Below are 20514 nucleotides of genomic sequence, written 5' to 3'. Positions count from 1 at the left end.
ATGACTATCTTCACGGGCCAGACTGTCCGCCGAACCCGCCCCACCCCCCACCGAGGAGTCGTCTCCCATGCCCCTGCGCGCCCGGCGCCGTCGTCGCACGGTCCTCGCCACCCTCGTCTCCCTGACCGCCGCGACCCTGCTGGCCTCCGTTCCGCCGGCCTCCGCCGCCGACACCTGGACCGAGGTGGGATCCGACCGCGCCGACCCGCTGACCGAGAGTCAGGGCCTTGCCTCCGTCGAGGTCCCGGCCGGCGCCGCCAACCGGTACACGGGCATCGGCACCATCCCCCTCGCCCTGAGCAGCCGGGGCTGGAACCATGTGGGAGACCCCGACGCCTCCTACGACGGTCACTACATCGAGCCCTACCAGCGGGACTCCGGCACCACGAAGATGTTCCGGGTCCAGGCGCCCGACGGAACCTGGTCCGAATACGTGCACACGCTCAGCTCCGGGGAGGCGCTGAACAACTCCTGGGCCGCGGTGGCTCCCGACGGCCAGTGGATGCTGTCGGGGGAGTGGGGCACCATGAACCGGCTGCTGGTCCTCCCCACGCCGGGCGTCAACCCGAGCACCTCACCGTCGGCGAACCTCCCACAGGCCTCGACCGTCCGTCTCGACCACGCCGTACGGGACGTACAGGGCTGCGACTTCCTCAGCGCCACCCGGCTGTTGTGCTCCTCCGACGACCCGGAGGGCAGCCTGTTCGGCATCACCAAGCCACTGCTCCAGATCGACCTCTCGGCCGCACCGAACGGCACGGCCGATGTCACCGGCCACGTCACCGCGCTGCGGCAACTCCCGCTGCGCAGCTCCTGCTCCGGCTCGTTCGAGGCGGAGGGCATCGACTACGACCGCCGCACCGGCACCCTGCGCGTGATCGTCGTCTCGCCGGGATTCTGTGTGCTGACGGACAGCAAGACATACCGGCTCACCCGGAGTTGAGCTCCGTCGCGCGGTCGGTGACCGGCCCTCCGAAATGAGTGCCGGCACCGATGGCGGCGAGGGTGGGGCGGATGCGACGGTGGCATGGACCGCCGAGAACCCGGATCCCTCGAGGACCGACGATCGGCGGCGCCCGCCCGCACTCGGACGAAGGAGAATCCGCATCCACCCCCGTGCAGCGCAGTCCGTCCGGCCGCCGACGCGACGGAAGGCGGTGATCTGACCGTGGGACACGCCGACACCCTGCTCGCCATGGGCGGCGCGTTCCTCGCCGCCGCGTTCCTCGCTCGCCTCGGCGGCAAGATCGGGTTGCCGACCATCCCGCTGTTCATGCTCGCCGGCATCCTGCTCGGCCCGCACACCCCGGGCCTGGTGCTGGTGGAGGACGCCCACGACTTCGAGATGCTCTCCGCGCTCGGGCTGGTGCTGCTGCTGTTCTACCTCGGCCTGGAGTTCCACCTCGACGACCTGCGCAGCGGGGGCCGGCGGCTGCTGGCGGCGGGCGGGATCTATCTCCTGCTGAACGTCGGCGCGGGCCTGGGCTTCGGGTTCGTGCTGGGCTGGGGGGTGCGGGAGGCGCTGGTGCTCGCCGGTGTCCTCGGCATCTCCTCCTCCGCGATCGTCACCAAGATCCTCATCGACCTGGGCCGCATCGGCCGCCCGGAGACCCGGCTGATCCTGGGCGTGATCGTGGTGGAGGACATCTTCCTGGCCCTGTACCTCGCCGCCCTGCAGCCCGTCATCGGCGGCGCCCAGGGCGTCGGGGAGGTGGCCCTGCAGGCGGGCAAGGCGTTCGTGTTCCTGCTGGCGCTGGCCGCCGCCGCCCGCTACGGCACCCGTCTGGTCGGACGCCTGATCCAGGTCCGCGACAACGAGCTGCTCGTCATCAGCTTCCTCGGCGCCGCGGTCCTGGTCGCCGGCGTCTCCGAGGTCCTCGGGGTCGCCGACGCGATCGGAGCGTTCATGGTGGGCCTGATCCTGGCCGGCACCCCCTCCGGGCCGCGGATCCGCGCCCTGGTGCATCCCCTGCGCGACGCCTTCGCCGCCATCTTCTTCTTCGCCTTCGGGCTGTCCATCGACCCCGGCGTCATCGCCTCCGTCGCCGGACCCGTCGCCGCCGCTGCCGTGCTGACCCTCGTCATGAACGTGGTCGCCGGGCTGCTCGTCGCCCGCCTCTACGGCTACGGTGTCGAGCCCGCCGCGGACATCGCCACGACCCTCGTGGCACGCGGGGAGTTCGCGCTGATCCTGGCCGCGATGGCCGCCGGCGCCGGGCTCGACGAACGCCTCGGACCCTTCATCGCCGGATACGTCCTCGTCCTCGCCGTCCTCGGCCCTGTGGCCGCCGGACGCGCGCACCTGCTCGTCCGCGCGCTGCACCGCGCACGGGGGCCACGCCCCGCGCCCCCGGTCGCTCAGGTGCGTGAACCGGTGCGGACCGGCGAGCGGGTCCCCTGAGACCGGGGAGGTCCTGGCCACCCCGCGGCGCGCGGTGGCCGGGCGTGGGGCTACTCGGTGTCCGCGCCGTTCCAGTCGTAGGGGCCGCCGCCGCGCCACTCGATCAGCGTGGGGTCGTCGATGGCCGTGTCCTGCGCGGGCAGGCCTGCCCCGTGCAGGAACTCCAGCACGTCGAAAAGGCTGTACGCGACGCCTGCGCGCTCGCCGCGCACGGTCACCTGCCGCCCGCCGTCCGGCGAAGGCGCGAGCACGATCACGGGCGGGTCCTCGTCCATGACACCACCATGCGCCGAGGCGGGCCGTCACGCAGCTCTGTGGACGCCGAACCGGTGCAGCAGGGGCAGATGTCAGGGGAAGGGGCCGGTGGGGCCGCACCGGATTCCTACCGGCGGTTCGGCTCCGTCAGTGGTGCTGTGGTGCCCTGCCGGCGGTGCCGCAGCTCCGCGGTTCCGCCGCGCCGCAGCGCCGCGGTGCTCTGCCGGTAGTGCTCCGCCACGGCTGGTGGTTGTCTGGGGGTGGGGCGTCACGTGGAGCGTCCGTGCGCCGCGCCGCCGCCGTGAGAGGAGCGATCACGATGGACGGTCACCGACCGCATCCGGAATCGGTCTCGGTGGAGATCAGCGGGTGCAGCAAGCAGGACGCCCGGATCGTGTTCGACGCCCTGTGCGGGTGCTTCGCGTCCGACCGGTGCGCCGAGGACGTGCCCGAGGACCACTCGGAGACCCGTCCGACGGTGTGGCTGGGCACCTTCGACGTCACCGAGGCACACGAGGGCGCAGCCCCCGGCCGGCTCTCCTCCTCCGTCGAGGCCGACCTCCAGGGCGGGTACTGGGCGGTCGACCGCTTCCGCACCACCCTGGGATCCCTGTTCTCCGTGCACGACCTGGCCACGGCCTCCGGAGACCAGGAGAAGGAACTGCACGTACGGCTCGAGAGCAGGTAGCCGGCGCCGAGCGGCCCGTTCACCCAGGTGCCGCGACGTGGCTCGTATCACTCCCTCCCGATTGTGCAACTAGTTGCACAAAGAGTGCGCGGTCCTCTACAACAAGAGGGCACCACAACGCCGCGCACGGAGGGGCCCGATGACCCGTTACCCGCACCTGCTGACCCCGCTCGACCTGGGCTTCACCACGCTGCCCAACCGTGTCCTCATGGGCTCGATGCACGTCGGCCTGGAGGAGGCCGAGCGGGGCTTCGAGCGCATGGCGGCGTTCTACGCGGCCCGGGCACGCGGGGGAGTGGGCCTGATCGTCACCGGCGGCATCGCGCCGAACGAGGAGGGCCGGCCCTACGAAGGCGGCGCCAAGCTCACCACCGACGCGGAGGCCGAGCAGCACGCCGTGGTCACGGACGCCGTGCACCGCGAGGGCGGCCGGATCGCGATGCAGATCCTGCACTTCGGCCGGTACGCGTACCACCAGGACCTCGTCGCCCCGAGCCCGCTCCAGGCCCCGATCAGCCCCTTTGTGCCCCGCGAGCTCACCGATGCCGACATCGAGCGGACCATCGACGACTACGCCCGCGCCGCCCGTCTCGCCCGGCAGGCCGGCTACGACGGCGTCGAGATCATGGGCTCCGAGGGCTACCTGATCAACGAGTTCATCGCCGCGCAGACCAATCAGCGCACCGACCGATGGGGCGGCTCCTACGAGAACCGCATGCGTTTCCCGGTCGAGATCGTCCGCCGGGTGCGCGAGGCGGTCGGCGAGGACTTCATCATCGTCTACCGGCTGTCGATGCTCGACCTGGTACCCGGCGGATCCTCCTTCGACGAGGTCATCACCCTCGCCAAGGCCGTCGAGGCGGCCGGCGCGACCATCATCAACACCGGCATCGGCTGGCACGAGGCCCGTATCCCCACCATCGCGACCTCGGTGCCGCGTGGCGCGTACGCCTGGGTGACCAAGAAGGTCATGGGCGCCGTGTCGATCCCGCTCGTCACGACCAACCGCATCAACACCCCCGAAGTCGCCGAGGAGTTGCTGGCCGACGGCTGCGCGGACATGGTGTCCATGGCCCGCCCGATGCTCGCCGACCCCGACTTCGTCGCCAAGGCCGCGGCCGGCCGGCCCGAGGCCATCAACACCTGCATCGGCTGCAACCAGGCCTGCCTCGACCACACCTTCAACCTCCAGATCACCTCCTGCCTGGTCAACCCGCGCGCCTGCCACGAGACCGAGCTCGTCCTGTCACCGACCAGGCTGCGCAAGCGCGTTGCCGTCGTCGGGGCCGGTCCCGCCGGGCTCGCCTGCGCGGTCAGCGCCGCGGAGCGCGGCCATGAAGTCACCCTCTACGACGCCGCGGGCGAGATCGGCGGTCAGCTCAACGTGGCCCGCCGGGTCCCCGGCAAGCAGGAGTTCGACGAGACGATCCGCTACTTCCGCACCCAGCTCGAAGAACACGGCGTGCGCGTCCGGCTGAACACCCGCGTCACCGCCGACCAGGTCGCCGAGTACGACGAGGTCGTCATCGCCACCGGCGTCACCCCGCGCACCCCCGACATCCCCGGCATCGACCACCCCAGCGTCGTCGGATACCTCGACGTGCTGCGCGACCGCGTGCCCGTCGGTGCCCGCGTCGCCGTCCTCGGCGCGGGCGGCATCGGCTTCGACGTCGCCGAGTACCTGACCGACGGCGGCGACAAGGCGAGCGAGGACCCGCGGACGTACTTCCGCCAGTGGGGCGTGGACATGGACTACCGGACGCCCGGCGGACTCGCCGCCCCCGAGCGGCCCGCCCCGCCGCGCACCGTGCACCTGCTCCAGCGCAAGACCGCCAAGGTCGGCGCGGGCCTCGGCAAGACCACCGGCTGGATCCACCGCACCGAGCTCAAGCAGCGCGGCGTGACCATGGTCCCGGGGGTGCGCTACGACCGTATCGACGACGCCGGACTGCATGTCACCGTCGGCGACACGAGCACCGTCCTGGAGGTCGACACCGTCGTCCTGTGCACGGGACAGGAGCCGCGCCGCGACCTGTACGACGCGCTGGTCGCCGCCGGCCGCGACGTCCACCTCATCGGCGGCGCCGACGTGGCCGCCGAACTGGACGCCAAGCGCGCGATCAAGCAGGGCACCGAGCTGGCGGCGACGCTGTAGGGCCGTGGGGCGCCGTCCCTAGGATGACCCCATGTCACTCCCGCACGCGATCCTCGTCGCCCTGCTCGAGAAGCCGTCGTCCGGTCTCGAGCTGACCCGCCGGTTCGACCGGTCCATCGGTTATTTCTGGTCGGCGACGCACCAGCAGATCTATCGCGAGCTGAGCAGACTGGAGGCCGAGGGGCATATCCGCACCCTCCCCGCCGAGCAGCCGGCCCGCGGGCAGAAGAAGAGCTACGAGGTCCTGCCCGCGGGCCGCGCGGAACTGGCCCGGTGGAGCGCCGCCGCCCAGGACCCGAAGCCGCTGCGGGACGTGCTGCTGCTGCGGCTGCGGGCGGCGGCCGTGGTGGGCACCGCCGGCATCGAGGATGACCTGCGCCGCCATCTCGACCTGCACCGGCGGCAGTTGGCCGAGTACGAGGAGATCGAGCAGCGCGACTTCCCGCCCGGCAAGGACACTGCGCAGGACCGGTTGAGGCACCTCGTGCTCAAGGCCGGCATCGACCTCGAGACGTTCTGGACGCAGTGGCTCACCCATGCCCTGGAGGAGTTCGCCGACCTGCCGGCCGATCAGAGCCGGTAGGGCTTCGAACGGCGGCGCAGGAACCAGACCGTGGCCACAACGCCCGTCGCCACCAGGCCCCCGCCGACCGCCAGTGTGAGGGTGCCGTAGTCCTTCGCGGCGCCGCCCAGCCCGCCCATGACACCGCGCGAGGGCGAAGCCGTGGGGGAGACGGTGGGCGTGGGGGCCGCGGAGACGATGACGGCCTGGCTGCCCGCCTGCGCCCCGTTCCGGTTGCAGATCACGATCACCGTGTACGTGCCCGGACTCACGTTGGACCACAGGGCCGACTGGAGGGCGTTGGTGCCGGACAGCTCGGCCTGGCGGCCCTGCGCGAAGTTGGTCTGACTGCTGGTGAGCAGGGACGCCCTGCCGAAGCCGTTGTTGTTGCTGGTGCACGCGCTGGTCGTGACCGAGACGGTGGATCCGTTGGTGCTCACGGAGATCCCCGGGGCGGCGGCGGCCGGCCCCGCGGCCAAGGTGAGCGGAAGCACGGTGGCGGCCGCGCCGGTCAGGCAGGAGCGGAGGAGGTGCGGAGTGGTCTGCATGGGTCTGCCCTCCGGCGGCACGGTCGGCGGTACATCCCTTGCGCCGCCAGGGGTCGGGGAACGCCGTGCTGCCTCAGGGAGAGCCAATGCGCTCACGGCCCCCCGCGCACCCGCACCGCCGCCGCTCAGGTGACGCGTTCCCACGACCGGCGGAACCTGCCACCCCGGTCTGCTAGGCCCCGATCGCCACGGCTGCGGCTCAGACCGCCGACCAGCCGTCGTCGACCGGCAGGACCACGCCGTTGATGTTGCCGGCCGCGTCGGAGGCGAGGAACACGATGGCGGCGGCCTGCTCCTCGGGCTGGGCCAGTCGGCCCATGTTGACGAAGTGCGGTTGGATGGCCGTGGGCCCGTGCGCGCCCGCCTCCACGTCCACGGCGATGGCGGTCGCCGTGCCGCCCGGTGCGATGGCGTTCGCCCGGATGCCCTGCTTGCGGTACATCACCGCGAGGTTCTTGGTCAGCCCCACGATGCCGTGCTTCGAGGCCGTGTACGCGGCGCCCGCCGCGCTGCCCCGCAGGCCCGCCTCCGATGCGGTGTTCACGATGACGCCCTTGCCGGCCGCCAGCATGTGCGGCAGCACCGCCCGCGTGAGCAGGAACGGCGCGGTGAGGTTGACCCGGATGACCCGTTCCCACTCCGAGTCGCTCACGTCCGCCAGTGCCGACATGCGATCCATGATCCCGGCGTTGTTCACCAGGACGTCCACCCCGCCGAAACGCTCCGTCGCGGTCCCGGCCACCCGGTCGACGACCGCCTGCTCGCTGAGGTCGCCGGTCACGGCCACGGCGGTGCCGCCCGCCTGCTCGATCTCCTTGACCACCGCCTGGGCGCCCGCCTCGTTGAGATCGGCCACCAGGACCCGGTCACCCAGCGCGGCGAAGGCCAGTGCCGTGGCCCGTCCGATGCCCGAACCCGCTCCGGTGACGATGACACTGCGTCCGTCCGTGGCGTCGTCCACGAGGTGTTCGCCGACCATGAGGTGCTCCCTCCGTATGTCCTCGGACGCGGTGCCCGGGGCGGTCCCACCCTAAGACTTAATGTCTTCGAGTGACATAAACTCGTGCGGGAGAATTCCGGAGGCGTGATCACCACGAGCCGGAGGAACCCATGACCGCACCCCCTCGCGGACGCGCGGGACGACCACCCCTCACCGAGGAACGCAAGGCCGAGACCAGGCTGCGGATCGCCCGGGCCGCGGTGGAGCTGTTCGTCGCCCAGGGCGTCGTGGCGACCACCGGCGAACAGATCGGGCAGGCGGTCGGGGTCTCCGCGCGGACCGTGTGGCGGTACTTCCCGAGCAAGGAGAGCTGCGTACGGCCACTGCTCTCGGCCGGCATCGACCTGGTCGCCGCCCGACTGCGCGACTGGCTCCCCGGCCAGCCCCTGGAGCAGCTCTTCGAGGACGAGTTCACCGACGCCCACGACGTCCCCGCGGGTCCCGACCGCGCCACCGTGGGAGCCCTGGTCCGGCTGACCCGCACCGAGCCGGGTCTGCGCGCCGTATGGCTCCAGATGTACGACGAGGCCGAGCCGGTGTTCGCCCGAGCCCTGGCCGAGCGGGCCGGGCCGCCCGCCGACGACCTGCGGACGACGATCCGGGCGGCGATGTTCAACGCTGCCCTGCGCGCGGCCGTCGAGCACTACGCGTGGCGCACCGACACGACGGCCGGCCCGACGACGGCGGACGCCGGGACGACCGACGCCGCGACGGCGGACGCCGAGCTGGTGGCGACCCTGCGCTCGGCGTTCACCGTCGCGGCGGAAGGGCTCAGGTAGGGGCGAAGGGCGGGGCCCTGAGGTCAGTCAGACCTTCCGGTACGTGTACGCCTCGGAGGCCGCCGCCTCCACCGCATCGAGGTCCGCTCCGGCAGCCGCCGTGACCACGGCCGCCACCGCGCCCTCGACGAACGGCGCGTCCACCAGACGGGTACCGTCCGGGAGCTCGTCACCTTCCGCGAGCAGGGCCTTCACGGTGAGTACCGCGCTGCCGAGGTCGGTCAGGACGGCCACTCCGGCACCCCGGTCGACGGAGGCGGCCGCCGCGGCGATCAGCTCCGCGCTGGTCCCGAGGTCGCCGCCCTCGGTGCCGCCCGCCGGAGCGACGGGCACGTCCGTGCCGCCGCCGGCGAGACTCTTCGCCAACCGGGCCACCGACGCGGCGACGTCCGCGCTGTGCGACACCAGCACGATCCCGACGGGGTTCACGTCACTCACCGGCCGCCTCCGACACCTCGACGAGTCCGGCGATCAGCAGCGCCGACGAGGTGGCGCCGGGGTCCTGATGCCCGATGCTGCGTTCCCCGAGGTAGCTCGCCCTGCCCTTGCGGGCCTGCAACGGGATGGTCGCCTCGGCGCCCGCCTCGGCGGCCGCCCGGGCCGCGGTGAAACCGTCGGGGAGCGCGTCGACGGCCGGTACCAGCGCGTCGACCATGGTCTTGTCGCCGGGTGCGGCACCACCGAGCGTCATGACGGCGTCCAACCCGGCGCGCAGCGCCTGGGCGAACTGCTCCTCGCTGACCTCGGCGGCGTCGCCGAGGGCCTTGCCGGTGCGGCGCAGCAGCGTCCCGTAGAGCGGCCCGGACGCCCCGCCGACGGTCGAGATGAGCTGCCGTCCGGCGAGCGTGAGCACCGCACCGGGCGTGTCGGGCGCCTCCTTCTCCAGCGTCGCCTTCACCGCGGTGAATCCGCGCCGCAGATTGATGCCGTGGTCGGCGTCACCGATGGGAGAGTCGAGAGCGGTGAGCCGTTCCGCCTCACGTTCGACGGTCGCGGCGGTCACCGTCATCCAACGGTGGAAGAAGTCGGCGTCGAGCACAGGATCTCCTTGCGTGGTCGGTACGTTGCGATCTTCTGCCCCGTCCGGTCAGATGCCCCAGCGCAGTCCCGGAGTCTTCACCGGAGCGTCCCAGAGCCTCAGCAGTTCCTCGTCGATCTCGCACAGGGTGACCGAGGCGCCGGACATGTCGAGCGAGGTGACGTAGTTGCCGACGAGGGTGCGGGCGACGGCGACCCCGCGCTCCGACAGCACCCGCTGCACCTCGGCGTTGAAGCCGTACAGCTCGAGCAGCGGCGTCGCCCCCATGCCGTTGACCAGGACGAGAACGGGATTGCGCGGGGTCATGTCGTCCAGGATCGCGCCGACCGAGAAGTCGGCGATCTCCCGGGAGGTCATCCTGGACCGCCGCTCCCGGCCAGGCTCGCCGTGGATGCCGATGCCCAGCTCCAGTTCCCCGTCCGGCAGGTCGAAGGTGGGGCTGCCCTTGGCGGGCGTGGTGCAGGCGCTGAGCGCGACACCGAAGGTACGGGAGTTCTCGTTCACCTGGCGGGCCACCGTCGCCACCTGCTCCAGAGGCTGCCCCTCCTCCGCGGCGGCCCCGGCGATCTTCTCCACGAACAGCGTCGCACCTGTGCCGCGCCGTCCGGCGGTGTACAGACTGTCCGTCACCGCCACGTCGTCGTTGACCAGCACCTTGGCGACCTGGATGCCCTCGTCCTCGGCGAGTTCAGCCGCCATGTCGAAGTTGAGCACGTCCCCCGTGTAGTTCTTCACGATGAACAGGACTCCGGCCCCGCTGTCCACGGCGGCCGCGGCCCGCGCCATCTGGTCCGGCACCGGCGAGGTGAACACCTCGCCCGGGCAGGCCGCCGAGAGCATCCCGAGCCCCACGAACCCGCCATGCAGCGGCTCGTGCCCCGATCCGCCACCGGAGATCAGCGCGACCTTCCCGGCCACGGGGGCGTCCCGCCGTACGATCACCCGGTTCTCGATGTCGACCGTCAACTCGGGATGGGCCGCCGCCATACCACGCAGCGCGTCGGCGACCACGGTCTCGGCGACGTTGATGAGCATCTTCATGGGTACCTCCTGATGAAGCCCGGCAGATGAGTCTGTGCCCTGTGTTTCTACCGGTCAGTATGAGTGTTGCCGGATGGTGAACGCGGCCTGGACGCGTGGTCCGGGCTGTACTTTCACCGCCCTCGCACGAAGGGCCGCGGAGAGCGTTCACCTGCGTCACCCGAGTTCCCAGGTGCTCCGGTGCGCCACGATCACACTGCGGCAGGAGACGCGACGAGCTGAGGGTGGTCGCGGCAGGGGAGGAGCCGACGGGGGCACCGACGACGGGCGCCGCGGCCGGGTAGGAACCCGCCCTGGCGGAGGCCTCCGCCGCCTCACAGCACCTGTGTGATCAGGGTACTGCCGAGCGCCAGCGACAGCGCGCCCTGGAAGAACACCCTGACCGGAGCATGGCGGAAAACGTTTTCCGCATCTCAGAAGTAGCCGCTCGGAGACGGTTCTGTACGGCTCATCAGGCGGTGATCGCGGGTGACGGGGTCGGTCCGTACTTCAGCGCAGCGTGGCCACGAACTTCCCCAGCCGGGCGATCCCCTCGCGGAGCTGGTCCGCCGAGGCCGCATAGGAGAGGCGGACGTGCGTCTCGGCGGTGTGCACGCCGAAGTCCCGGCCCGGGGTGAGGGCGACGTGCGCCTCCTGGAGCGCTCGTTCGCAGAACTCCCAGGAGGTGAGCCCGGTGCCGGCGACGTCGAAATAGACGTAGAAGGCACCGTCCGGGGGGACCGGGACGGGCAGTCCGACGCGTGCCAGGCCGTCGAGGACGAGCGCGCGCCGCTCGCCGAACTCGACGCGGCGGGCCTCGCAGACCGCGAGCGACTCGGGGGTGAAGCAGGCCAGAGCGGCCTGCTGGGCGGGGGCGGACGCGCAGAGGAAGTAGTTCTGGGCCAGGCGCTCCATCGCCGGCACCAGCGCCTCGGGGACGACGCACCAGCCGAGCCGCCAGCCGGTCATGCCGAAGTACTTCGAGAAGCTGTTGATGACGACGGCGTCGGGGTCCGACGACAGCGCGCTGCGTGGTGGGCCGCCCCGGGTGCCGTGGTCGCTGAGGTCCAGGTAGATCTCGTCGACGATGCGCCACGCGTCGCGTTCGCGGGCGAACGCGCAGATCGCCGCCAGTTCGTCGGCCGGGACCGAGGTCCCCGTCGGGTTCGACGGGGTGGCGACCATGACGCCCCGGGTCCGGTCCGTCCAACTCGACCGCACCGAGGCGGCGTCCAGCTGGAAGCGGGTGGCGGCGGTGGTGGGTACGAGCGTGACATCGGCGCCGAAGCTTTCGACGATCTGCCGGTTGCACGGGTACGAAGGGTCCGCGATGAGCACCTCGTCGCCGGTGTCCACGAGGGCCGCGGTGGCCAGTACCAGCGCGGCCGAGGCTCCGGCGGTCACCACGACCCGGGCGGGATCGACGTCGACGCCGTGCTGATCCCCGTAGAACCCTGCGATGGCCTGCCGCAGGGCGGGCGTCCCGAGGGCCGCGGTGTAGGGCAGCGGCCGTCCGTCCATGGCTTCGCGCATCGCGTCCAGTACGGCGGGCGGCGCGCCGAAGTCCGGTTCGCCGAGGCTGAGTTTGACGACGTGGTGCCCCTGGGCCTCCAGCAGCGCGGCCTGTTTGCCGAACTCCATGGCGTAGAACGGGGCGACGGCCCGGGCGCGTCGCGAGATCCGTATGTCACTGACGCCGCTGTCGTTCATGTCGTGACCTCCGGCTCGTCGATGGGCGCGTTGGTTCATGTCGTCTTCCTGGTCGCCGGGGGAGTCGGTCGCGGTACGCGAAACGTGCCGGTCGTACTCGAGGCGGGGCTCGGATTCGGGCAGCTCCACCGCTCGGATCCTCGCACGTGGATCAGCGTACGTTCACCCGTCACGAAGGGCCGCTCCGCCTCCAGGAGCCGGCCCGGGGGCGGACGACCCCGGCAGCGTCGCCGGTCCTCAGGCTGCCGGATTCCGCACATGCCACGGCCGACCCGCCGATGCCAAAATCCCGGCATGACAGATGTGGGGGAAGTGAGGTGCCGTGCCCACCAGAAGCGCACGTTATGGTTCTTCGTCGGGCTCGGGGCGGTGGGGGCGGCCCTGGCCGTCGCGCGCATCGCGTACCGGGGCGGACTCCCGGACCTGTGGACGTTCCTCGGCACCCTGATCGCCCTGGTGGGGATGTTGTGCCTGCACGCGGTCACCGTGCGGGTGGACGCCGACGCGTACGGCGTGCGCATACGGACGGTGCTGCGCCGCCGCAGCCTGCCCTGGTCCGACATCGCCGACCTGCGCGTGCGCCTGAAGTACGCGACCACCCCCCGGGTCCAGGAGACCCGACGCGTCAGCCTGCTGCTGCGCGACGGACGTGAACAGCTCCTGCCCCTGCCCCACAGCTGGTCCCCCGACGACCCGGACTTCGACGGGACACTGGCCGCGCTGCGCGCACTGCACAGCCGGTACGGGGCCCCGGAGTCGAACCATGTCCCCGTCATCTCGGCCCGCACCGTCGGCCGTGGCTGGGCCGGGTCGCTGAGCCTGTGCGTGCTGCTGCTGGCGGCCGCCGCAGTGACCGCCGTGTTCGTGCCGCACACCGCGTCCCAGGAGCGGGAGTGGAGGTCGGCGGCCCCGTGCACCGCGGAGACGCCCGCCGCGGAGCGCGGGGAGTGCCTGAGCACCCAGCCGGCCGTGATCGCTCGTACCGAGGTCAGACAGCCCAAGCAGAGCAGCTGGCTGTACTTCTCCGACAGCCGGCCGCTGCGGCGCCTCGGGGTCTCGCGGGAGGCCGCGCAGGAGTTCCAGCCAGGCGACAAGGTCCAACTCACCCTCTGGCGCGGCCAGGTCAGGGAGGTCGCCGGCTCCGGCCATGTGTGGCGCGAGCACATCCCCGGCGCCGGGGACCTGGCGGTGATCGCGGCCGGGTTCGCGCTCGCCGCGGGCTACCCCGCGGTCCAGGCGCTGCTGCGTCTGCGGTGGCGTCGGCTGCCCGACGACGACATCCTCCCCTCGGCGCTCCCGTTCGCGGGCGCGCTCGTCGGGACCGCGCTGTGGCTGCTGCCGCTGTGCTACCTCCATCCCACGACCCTGTTCACCTCTCGCACAGCGATCTCCTGGGCGGCGGCGGGGGCACTCGCCAGCTCGGGCCTGTTCGTCGGAGCCTGGCGCGCCACCCGAGTCCGCAGGCCCACGGACTCCGGCACGCCGGAGAAGTCGGAGGAGACGGGTCAGGAGGAGGTGTTCCTGGCCGCCCGTTTCCTGGAGCACACCGACTACAACCCGTACGGCTTCGGCACCCACATCGTCCTCGGAGGCGGCGGTCCCCCCGCGGTGACGCCCCACCCGGGGCCGGACCGGTTCGCGGCGAAACCGATCCCGACGGAGCGGCTCACCCTCAGGGACCTGCGGCGCCCCCGGGGCAGCGACGGCGACACCGTCCCCAGAAGCTGGCACATCGCCGAACTCGACGACGCGGGCACCCTGGTCCGCCTCGCGGCCGCCCCGGCCGACCTGACCCGCATCCTGCGCGAACTGGGCCTGACGCTGCCGTCGAGCCGGGTCACGTCGCCGCCCCGTTGACAGACACGGCCGTCTCACCGGGTGGCTACCGGAACGGTTCCGCGCGCCTGACTCCCGCGCCCTCGTCGGCGGCCGCGCCCCGACCGGATTCCGACCGTCAGGAGCCCCACCGCGCCGGCACGCTGACGCCGTCGACGACATGACGCAGGAAGCCGGCCCCGGTCAGTCCCCGCGCCGGGCGACGGTGCGACGTACGCGGCCGCGGGGGCGCCGTCCCGTAGGGGGACACTGTCCTGTGTGCGGAGACCGCGAACAGACCGATCAGGAATTGAGAAGCGGCGTCCGTCGACCGCGGCTAGCGTGACGGCCAGAGCGCTGAGTGCGCCCCTGGCCGACCGTGGATCAGGTGGCCGACAGACCGTTGCCGCGACCGCGCAGGACGAAGTAGAACCGGAGACACGATGAGCATGGCCACCAGAACGGACTCGCCCTCGCCGGCACCGCACGTCGCCGACAGCCACGACCTGATCCGTGTGCACGGCGCGCGCGAGAACAACCTCAAGGACGTCAGCATCGAGATCCCCAAGCGCCGGCTGACGGTGTTCACCGGGGTCTCCGGCTCCGGCAAGAGTTCGCTGGTGTTCGACACGATCGCTGCGGAGTCGCAACGGCTGATCAACGAGACCTACAGCGCCTTCGTGCAGGGCTTCATGCCGACGCTGGCGCGGCCCGAGGTCGACGTCCTCGACGGGCTGACCACCGTGATCAGCGTCGACCAGCAGCGGATGGGCGCCGACCCCCGCTCCACGGTCGGCACCGCCACCGACGCCAACGCGATGCTGCGCATCCTCTTCAGCCGGCTGGGCGATCCGCACATCGGCCCGCCCAGCGCGTACTCCTTCAACACCGCCTCGGTCCGGGCGAGCGGTGGGATCACGGTCGAACGCGGCGCCGCCAAGACCAAGACCGTGAAGGCGACCTTCCACCGCACCGGCGGCATGTGCACCCGCTGCGAGGGCCGCGGATCGGTCTCCGACATCGACCTCACCCAGCTCTACGACGACTCCAAGTCGCTCGAGGAGGGCGCGTTCACCATCCCCGGCTGGAAGTCGGACAGCCAGTGGACGGTGCAGGTCTACGCCCAGTCCGGCTTCGTCGACCCGAAGAAGCCGATCCGCAACTACACCAAGAGGGAGATGCAGGCCTTCCTCTACGGGGAGCCCGTCAAGGTCAAGGTCAACGGCGTCAACCTCACCTACGAAGGACTGATCCCCAAGATCCAGAAGTCGTTCCTGTCCAAGGACAAGGAGGCATTGCAGCCGCACATCCGGGCGTTCGTGGAGCGGGCGGTCACCTTCACCACCTGCCCGGAGTGCGAGGGCACCCGGCTCAGCGAGGGGGCCCGGTCGTCGAAGATCAAGGGGATCAGCATCGCCGACGCGTGCGCGATGGAGATCAGGGACCTGGCGGAATGGGTCCGCGGTCTCGACGAGCCGTCGGTGGCGCCGCTGCTCGCCGCGCTGCGGGGCACCCTCGAGTCGTTCGTGGAGATCGGTCTCGGTTACCTCTCGCTCGAGCGGCCGTCGGGCACGCTGTCGGGCGGTGAGGCGCAGCGCGTCAAGATGATCCGCCACCTCGGTTCCTCGCTCACCGACATCACCTACGTCTTCGACGAACCCACCATCGGCCTGCACCCGCATGACATCCAGCGGATGAACGACCTGCTGCTGCGGCTGCGGGACAAGGGCAACACGGTGCTCGTCGTGGAGCACAAGCCGGAGACGATCGCGATCGCCGACCACGTCGTCGACCTCGGCCCCGGCGCCGGCACGGCGGGCGGCACCATCTGCTTCGAGGGCACCGTCGAGGAGCTGCGGGTCGGTGGCACCATCACGGGCCGCCATTTCGACGACCGGGCCGCCCTCAAGGACACCGTGCGCAAGCCCGTCGGGGCGCTGGAGATCCGCGACGCGACGACGCACAACCTGCGGGGCGTCGACGTCGACGTCCCGCTCGGGGTGCTCTGTGTGGTCACCGGTGTCGCCGGCTCCGGCAAGAGCTCGCTCGTGCACGGGTCGATTCCCGCCGACGAGGGCGTGGTGTCGATCGACCAGAGCCCGATCCGCGGCTCCCGACGCAGCAATCCGGCGACGTACACGGGCCTGCTCGAACCGGTCCGCAAGGCATTCGCGAAAGCCAACGGGGTGAAGCCGGCGCTGTTCAGCGCCAACTCCGAGGGCGCCTGCCCCACCTGTAACGGCGCCGGCGTCATCTACACCGACCTGGCGATGATGGCCGGCGTGGCCACCCCCTGCGAGGAGTGCGAGGGCAAGCGGTTCCAGGCCTCGGTGCTGGAGTACCACCTGGGCGGCCGCGACATCAGCGAGGTCCTCGCGATGTCGGTGAGCGAGGCCGAGGAGTTCTTCGGCGCGGGCGAGGCGCACACCCCCGCCGCGCACCGCGTACTCGGACGGCTCGCCGATGTCGGTCTCGGCTACCTCAGCCTCGGCCAGCCGCTCACCACGCTGTCCGGCGGCGAGCGGCAGCGGCTCAAGCTGGCCACCCACATGGCCGACAAGGGCGGGGTTCTGGTCCTCGACGAGCCCACCACCGGCCTTCACCTCGCCGACGTCGAGCAACTGCTCGGCCTGCTCGACCGGCTCGTCGACTCGGGCAAGTCGGTCATCGTCGTCGAGCACCACCAGGCGGTCATGGCACACGCCGACTGGATCATCGACCTGGGCCCCGGCGCCGGACACGACGGCGGCAAGATCGTCTTCGAGGGCACCCCCGCCGACCTCGTCGCCGCCCGCTCCACTCTCACCGGCGAACACCTCGCGGCTTACGTCGGTGCCTGACTGATCGAGGTCGCACCCTGGCCCCGCGACGGGGTGCCGCCCGCAGGGCTGGGGTGCCGGGTGAGGGAAGGCCCCGGCACCAGCCCCGCGACGGTTTCCGCGACTGAAACCGCGACCGCGACCGAGACCGCGATCGACACGGAGACCGCGATCGCAACCGAGACGCCGTCGACACCGTGACCGCGAATTCGACCGATTCAGCGCCCGCCCGCGCCACCGCTGCCGAAGGAACCGCTGCTGCCCTCGTCCCAGCGCGGCCGTCCCTCGGACGTGCCGCTACGGGTGCCGGCGGTGCCGTGTCCGGGCATCTGGTGCGGGGTCAGCCGCTGATCGCTCTGCGGCACCTCGTCCGGCTCCCGGTTCTCCCTGACCTCGCGGACCGCACCGCCCTGAGGGGGCCGCGGCTGCTCCGCGGGCGTCGGTCGTGGCGGCTCGCGCCTCTTGACCCGTACGCCCAGCCAGAAGGCGCCGATCAGCACCGCCACGACCACCACGCCCGCCACGATCAGACCGCCGGCCAGAGCGCCCCGGCCCGCGGCAATGTCCATCCATGAGGTATTCATGGCGCGCGAGTACCCCTGGCACCGACGGCGAACCCGCAGGCCCCGGCCGTCACCCGGAAGGCGGGCCCCGAGACCGGCCGCCCCCTCGAGAACACCGGGTTTGACGCGGTGGGCGACGGCTACCCGCCCGATGTGACGACGACAACATCCCAGCAGGAGCTCTTCCGGTTCCTGGAGGACAGGTTCACGTGCGCCCAGGCGTGCACCGAGTGCGCACGGGCGTGTGCCCTGCGTGCCAGCCTCGTGGATCCGGACGCAACCGAGGAACAGGAACTCGTACGACGCAAGGGCATCATGTGCGCGGAGGTCTGCGACGCGACCTGCCGTGTGCTGTCCGAGCAGAACCGGCTCGACGAAGACGGCATACGCGCGCAACTGGAGTGGTGCCGGTCGGTGTGCCTGGAGACCGCGCACGCCTTCGACCGGTACCCGGGAGCTCAGGACGGCGCGAAGGCGTGCCGGGAGTGCGCCCAGGCGTGCTCGGACTTCATGGCCACGCTCGTCTGAGAGGCCGGACCGGCCGGCCGGGACCGTGGCCCTGCGCCCGTCGAACGGTCGGCGGGCACAGGGGCCGGCGTATGAGCTTCACGTGCCCCGCTCCGCACGCCCATTCCCAATTTCTGCAACACGTTCTACGGTGTGCGCCGTCAGGACCGGCCTGGGAGCCTGGAGGCGCCGTGCACCTCGATCACACGCCCGAGCAGCAACGGCTGCGCATCGAACTCCGTGCCTACTTCGCCGAGTTGGTGCCCGACAACGCGCACGCCCGCTTCACCGACCGCGCCGCCCAGAAGCGCTTCTACCGGGACACGATCCGCCGCCTCGGTACGGACGGCTGGCTCGGTGTGGGCTGGCCCGAGGAGTACGGCGGGCGCGGCATGACGGCGATGGAGCAGTTCATCTTCTTCGACGAGGCCGCCCAGGCCGGCGTCCCGCTGCCGCTGATGGCGCTGAACACGGTCGGCCCGACGATCATGCGGTACGGCACCGACGAGCAGAAGGCGTACTTCCTGCCGAAGATCCTCTCCGGGGAGATCGACTTCGCGATCGGCTACAGCGAGCCCGAGGCCGGTACCGATCTGGCGTCCTTGAAGACGCGTGCCGTGCGGGACGGCGACGACTACGTCGTCAACGGCCAGAAGATCTGGACCACCAACGGCGACACCGCCGACTGGGTCTGGCTCGCGGTCCGCACCGACCCGGACGCCCCGCCGCACAAGGGCATCACCATGCTCCTGATGCCGACCACCGACCCCGGCTACTCCTGCACCGTCATCAACACCCTGGCCTCGCACGACACCACGGCCAGCTACTACGAGAACGTCCGTGTCCCCGCCGCTCACCGCGTCGGCGAGGAGAACAAGGGCTGGCGGCTGATCACCAACCAGCTCAACCACGAGCGCGTCACCCTCGCCGCACACGGCACCATGGCGATCCGCGCCCTGCACGACGTCCAGCGCTGGGCCATGGAGACCAAGCTCGCCGACGGCCGCCGAGTCGTCGACCTGCCGTGGGTACGGCGCCTGCTCGCCCGCACCCACACCCGGCTGGACGCGCTCAAACTCATGAACTGGCGGATGGTGAGCGCCGTCGAGGACGGCACCCTCACCCCGCAGGACGCCTCCGCGGTCAAGGTGTACGGCTCCGAGGCCCGCCGGGACGCCTACGGCTGGCTGATGGAGATCGTCGGTGCCGCGGGCGAACTGAAGGAGGGCTCGGCGGGTGCGGTGCTCCACGGCGAACTGGAACGCGGCTACCGCTCCGCGGTGATCTTCACCTTCGGCGGCGGCAACAACGAGATCCAGCGGGAGATCATCTCGTGGATCGGACTGGGCATGCCCAGGGTGCGACGCTGACGCGGTGTGACCATCGCCGGTCGGGCCACTATCAGGCTGGGCGGCGGCGTCGGTCGACGGGGTCGGCATCACGGTGACAACGCCGGAGACGGCTTCCAGCGGGATCAGTGACGTCACTTCTTCTCTCCGGTGTTCTCGCGGCTCTGCTGGGCCTGGTAGGCGGTGTAGTCGATCAGTCCGGCCGACCGGCGCTGGTGCACGCCCAGTTGCTCGAGCAGCTTCGAGTTCTCGACGATCAGCAGGCGCGCCGCTTCCGGGCCGGTGTTGAGTGGCGGTGCCACACTCACGGGGTACCGCGCGCGGGGCTCGGCCGAGGCGGCGATCCATCAGAACAGCCCCAGGGCCCCCTTCCGGCGGTATCGACCAGAGCCCCCGCCCGTGGCAGTGTGGTCCCCATGAGCGAGGCCGACCCGGGGCTGTTCGGGCCCTCCTCCGTGACCTGGCAGCTGCACGGCGACCCGATGATGTGGGTCTCTGGGATCCGCGCCCTCTACCTCCAGGCCCTGCACCCGCGCGCGGTACGCGGTGTCATGCAGAACTCCGACTTCCACAAGGACGCGTGGGGCCGGCTGATGCGTACCGCCGACTTCGTCGGCACCACGACCTACGGCACCACCGAAGCCGCCGAGAGGGCGGGCGCCCGGGTCCGCAAGATCCACCGGATGCTCGGCGCCACCGACCCCGACACCGGTGAGCGCTACGCCGTCGACGAGCCCGAACTGCTGCTGTGGGTGCACTGCGCCGAGATCGACTCGTACCTGCACGTCGCCCGCCGCTCCGGCTTCCCCCTCACCGACGCGCAGGCCGACCGGTACATCGGCGAACACCGGGTCAGTGCCCGTCTGGTGGGCCTGGACCCCGACGCCGTACCGGCGGACCAGGCCGAGATGACCGCCTACTTCGAGAAGGTGCGGCCCGACCTGGCCGCCGGAGAAGACGCACGCACGGTGGACGACTTCCTGCTCCGCCCTCCCACGCATCCCCTCCTGGTCCCGGCGCGAGAGGTGCTGTGGCGGCGCGTGGCCCATCTGGCGTACGCCGCCCTGCCGCCGTACGCCCACGAGTTGTACGGCAGGCCGGCCCCGGAACCGGCGACCGTCACCCGGCGGCTGCGTGCCACAGGCACCCTGCTGCGCTGCGTTCCCGCACGTCTGCGCTGGCAACTCCCGCCCAAACACATCCTGCGCGCCATGGCCCGACTCGGACCAGGTGCTCGCCCGGCACCGTACAAACTCGGACGATAGCTCGCCATACTGGACCCGCCAGGGGTGGGTGAGGTGGAG

At 71.4% G+C, this 20514-nt stretch carries 20 protein-coding genes and 1 pseudogene; 11 read left to right on the top strand and 10 right to left on the bottom strand.

What is annotated here, in order from left to right:
• The first annotated feature begins 67 nt into the window (after positions 1-67).
• Together ACFYRY_RS02540 and ACFYRY_RS02535 are read left to right on the top strand one after the other, a co-directional pair.
• The gene (locus ACFYRY_RS02540) at positions 68-943 is read left to right on the top strand and encodes a hypothetical protein (RefSeq protein ID WP_389139214.1); all 876 of its coding nucleotides are present in this window, start codon (positions 68-70) and stop codon (positions 941-943) included.
• Positions 944-1168: 225 nt separating this feature from the next.
• A complete protein-coding gene (locus ACFYRY_RS02535; protein ID WP_389139213.1) occupies positions 1169-2401 on the top strand; it encodes a cation:proton antiporter in 1233 nt (410 codons plus the stop codon).
• Between the two features lie 50 nt (positions 2402-2451).
• On the opposite strand, the gene ACFYRY_RS02530 is transcribed toward ACFYRY_RS02535, so the two are convergent.
• Positions 2452-2676, bottom strand: a complete 225-nt coding sequence (locus ACFYRY_RS02530; protein WP_389139211.1) for a hypothetical protein — start codon at positions 2674-2676, stop codon at positions 2452-2454.
• A 299-nt stretch (positions 2677-2975) separates the two neighbouring features.
• Here ACFYRY_RS02530 and ACFYRY_RS02525 point away from each other — a divergent pair, with 299 nt between their 5' ends.
• From ACFYRY_RS02525 to ACFYRY_RS02515, 3 genes are all read left to right on the top strand, one after another.
• Entirely contained in the window at positions 2976-3344 is a 369-nt protein-coding gene (locus ACFYRY_RS02525; protein WP_389139210.1) for a hypothetical protein, read from the top strand.
• A 139-nt stretch (positions 3345-3483) separates the two neighbouring features.
• Positions 3484-5499 (top strand): FAD-dependent oxidoreductase, encoded by a 2016-nt coding sequence (locus ACFYRY_RS02520; protein WP_389139209.1) that lies wholly within the window; start codon positions 3484-3486, stop codon positions 5497-5499.
• Between the two features lie 31 nt (positions 5500-5530).
• Entirely contained in the window at positions 5531-6082 is a 552-nt protein-coding gene (locus ACFYRY_RS02515; RefSeq protein WP_389139207.1) for a PadR family transcriptional regulator, read from the top strand.
• Here ACFYRY_RS02515 and ACFYRY_RS02510 read toward each other — a convergent pair.
• On the bottom strand, positions 6070-6609 hold the full coding sequence (locus tag ACFYRY_RS02510; RefSeq protein WP_389139206.1) for a hypothetical protein: 540 nt from the start codon (positions 6607-6609) through the stop codon (positions 6070-6072). The two genes, ACFYRY_RS02515 and ACFYRY_RS02510, sit on opposite strands and share 13 nt — an antisense overlap.
• Positions 6610-6808: 199 nt before the next feature.
• Positions 6809-7588, bottom strand: a complete 780-nt coding sequence (locus ACFYRY_RS02505; RefSeq protein ID WP_389139205.1) for an SDR family NAD(P)-dependent oxidoreductase — start codon at positions 7586-7588, stop codon at positions 6809-6811.
• A 131-nt stretch (positions 7589-7719) separates the two neighbouring features.
• On the opposite strand from ACFYRY_RS02505, the gene ACFYRY_RS02500 reads away from it, so the two are divergent.
• On the top strand, positions 7720-8388 hold the full coding sequence (locus ACFYRY_RS02500; protein WP_389139204.1) for a TetR family transcriptional regulator: 669 nt from the start codon (positions 7720-7722) through the stop codon (positions 8386-8388).
• Positions 8389-8415: 27 nt separating this feature from the next.
• Here ACFYRY_RS02500 and ACFYRY_RS02495 read toward each other — a convergent pair whose 3' ends face one another.
• From ACFYRY_RS02495 to ACFYRY_RS02475, 5 genes and pseudogenes are all read right to left on the bottom strand, one after another.
• On the bottom strand, positions 8416-8826 hold the full coding sequence (locus tag ACFYRY_RS02495) for a PTS-dependent dihydroxyacetone kinase phosphotransferase subunit DhaM (RefSeq protein ID WP_389139203.1): 411 nt from the start codon (positions 8824-8826) through the stop codon (positions 8416-8418).
• On the bottom strand, positions 8819-9427 hold the full coding sequence (dhaL, locus tag ACFYRY_RS02490; RefSeq protein WP_389139201.1) for a dihydroxyacetone kinase subunit DhaL: 609 nt from the start codon (positions 9425-9427) through the stop codon (positions 8819-8821). Before dhaL ends, ACFYRY_RS02495 begins: the two co-directional genes overlap by 8 nt.
• Before the next feature lie 48 nt (positions 9428-9475).
• The gene (gene dhaK / locus ACFYRY_RS02485) at positions 9476-10468 is read right to left on the bottom strand and encodes a dihydroxyacetone kinase subunit DhaK (RefSeq protein ID WP_389139200.1); all 993 of its coding nucleotides are present in this window, start codon (positions 10466-10468) and stop codon (positions 9476-9478) included.
• Between the two features lie 220 nt (positions 10469-10688).
• Positions 10689-10845 (bottom strand): annotated as a pseudogene (locus ACFYRY_RS02480) (Cmx/CmrA family chloramphenicol efflux MFS transporter); the annotation flags it as partial.
• A 112-nt stretch (positions 10846-10957) separates the two neighbouring features.
• On the bottom strand, positions 10958-12133 hold the full coding sequence (locus ACFYRY_RS02475) for a pyridoxal phosphate-dependent aminotransferase (protein WP_389141026.1): 1176 nt from the start codon (positions 12131-12133) through the stop codon (positions 10958-10960).
• A 318-nt stretch (positions 12134-12451) separates the two neighbouring features.
• Between ACFYRY_RS02475 and ACFYRY_RS02470 the strand changes: the two genes are divergently transcribed.
• A complete protein-coding gene (locus ACFYRY_RS02470) occupies positions 12452-14014 on the top strand; it encodes a PH domain-containing protein (protein ID WP_389139198.1) in 1563 nt (520 codons plus the stop codon).
• A gap of 401 nt (positions 14015-14415) precedes the next feature.
• Positions 14416-16812, top strand: coding sequence for an ATP-binding cassette domain-containing protein (locus ACFYRY_RS02465; RefSeq protein ID WP_389139196.1), 2397 nt, complete (start codon positions 14416-14418; stop codon positions 16810-16812).
• Between the two features lie 197 nt (positions 16813-17009).
• Here ACFYRY_RS02465 and ACFYRY_RS02460 read toward each other — a convergent pair whose 3' ends face one another.
• On the bottom strand, positions 17010-17375 hold the full coding sequence (locus ACFYRY_RS02460; protein WP_389139195.1) for a DUF6479 family protein: 366 nt from the start codon (positions 17373-17375) through the stop codon (positions 17010-17012).
• A gap of 132 nt (positions 17376-17507) precedes the next feature.
• On the opposite strand from ACFYRY_RS02460, the gene ACFYRY_RS02455 reads away from it, so the two are divergent.
• Positions 17508-17882: a ferredoxin gene (locus ACFYRY_RS02455; protein ID WP_389139194.1), complete on the top strand. Its 375-nt coding sequence runs from the start codon at positions 17508-17510 to the stop codon at positions 17880-17882.
• A 170-nt stretch (positions 17883-18052) separates the two neighbouring features.
• Positions 18053-19231 (top strand): acyl-CoA dehydrogenase family protein, encoded by a 1179-nt coding sequence (locus ACFYRY_RS02450; protein ID WP_389139192.1) that lies wholly within the window; start codon positions 18053-18055, stop codon positions 19229-19231.
• Positions 19232-19344: 113 nt separating this feature from the next.
• Here the strand turns inward: ACFYRY_RS02450 and ACFYRY_RS02445 are convergent, their stop codons facing one another.
• Positions 19345-19512 carry a hypothetical protein gene (locus ACFYRY_RS02445; RefSeq protein WP_389139191.1) on the bottom strand — a complete coding sequence of 56 codons (168 nt, stop codon included), beginning with the start codon at positions 19510-19512 and terminating at the stop codon, positions 19345-19347.
• A 114-nt stretch (positions 19513-19626) separates the two neighbouring features.
• On the opposite strand from ACFYRY_RS02445, the gene ACFYRY_RS02440 reads away from it, so the two are divergent.
• Positions 19627-20475: an oxygenase MpaB family protein gene (locus ACFYRY_RS02440; protein WP_389139189.1), complete on the top strand. Its 849-nt coding sequence runs from the start codon at positions 19627-19629 to the stop codon at positions 20473-20475.
• Positions 20476-20514 lie beyond the last annotated feature (39 nt).

This window comes from Streptomyces sp. NPDC005263, assembly GCF_042872365.1.
Taxonomy (GTDB): domain Bacteria; phylum Actinomycetota; class Actinomycetes; order Streptomycetales; family Streptomycetaceae; genus Streptomyces.
Note: the sequence above shows the minus strand (reverse complement) of the source record. Positions and strands in the feature narration are given on the sequence as shown.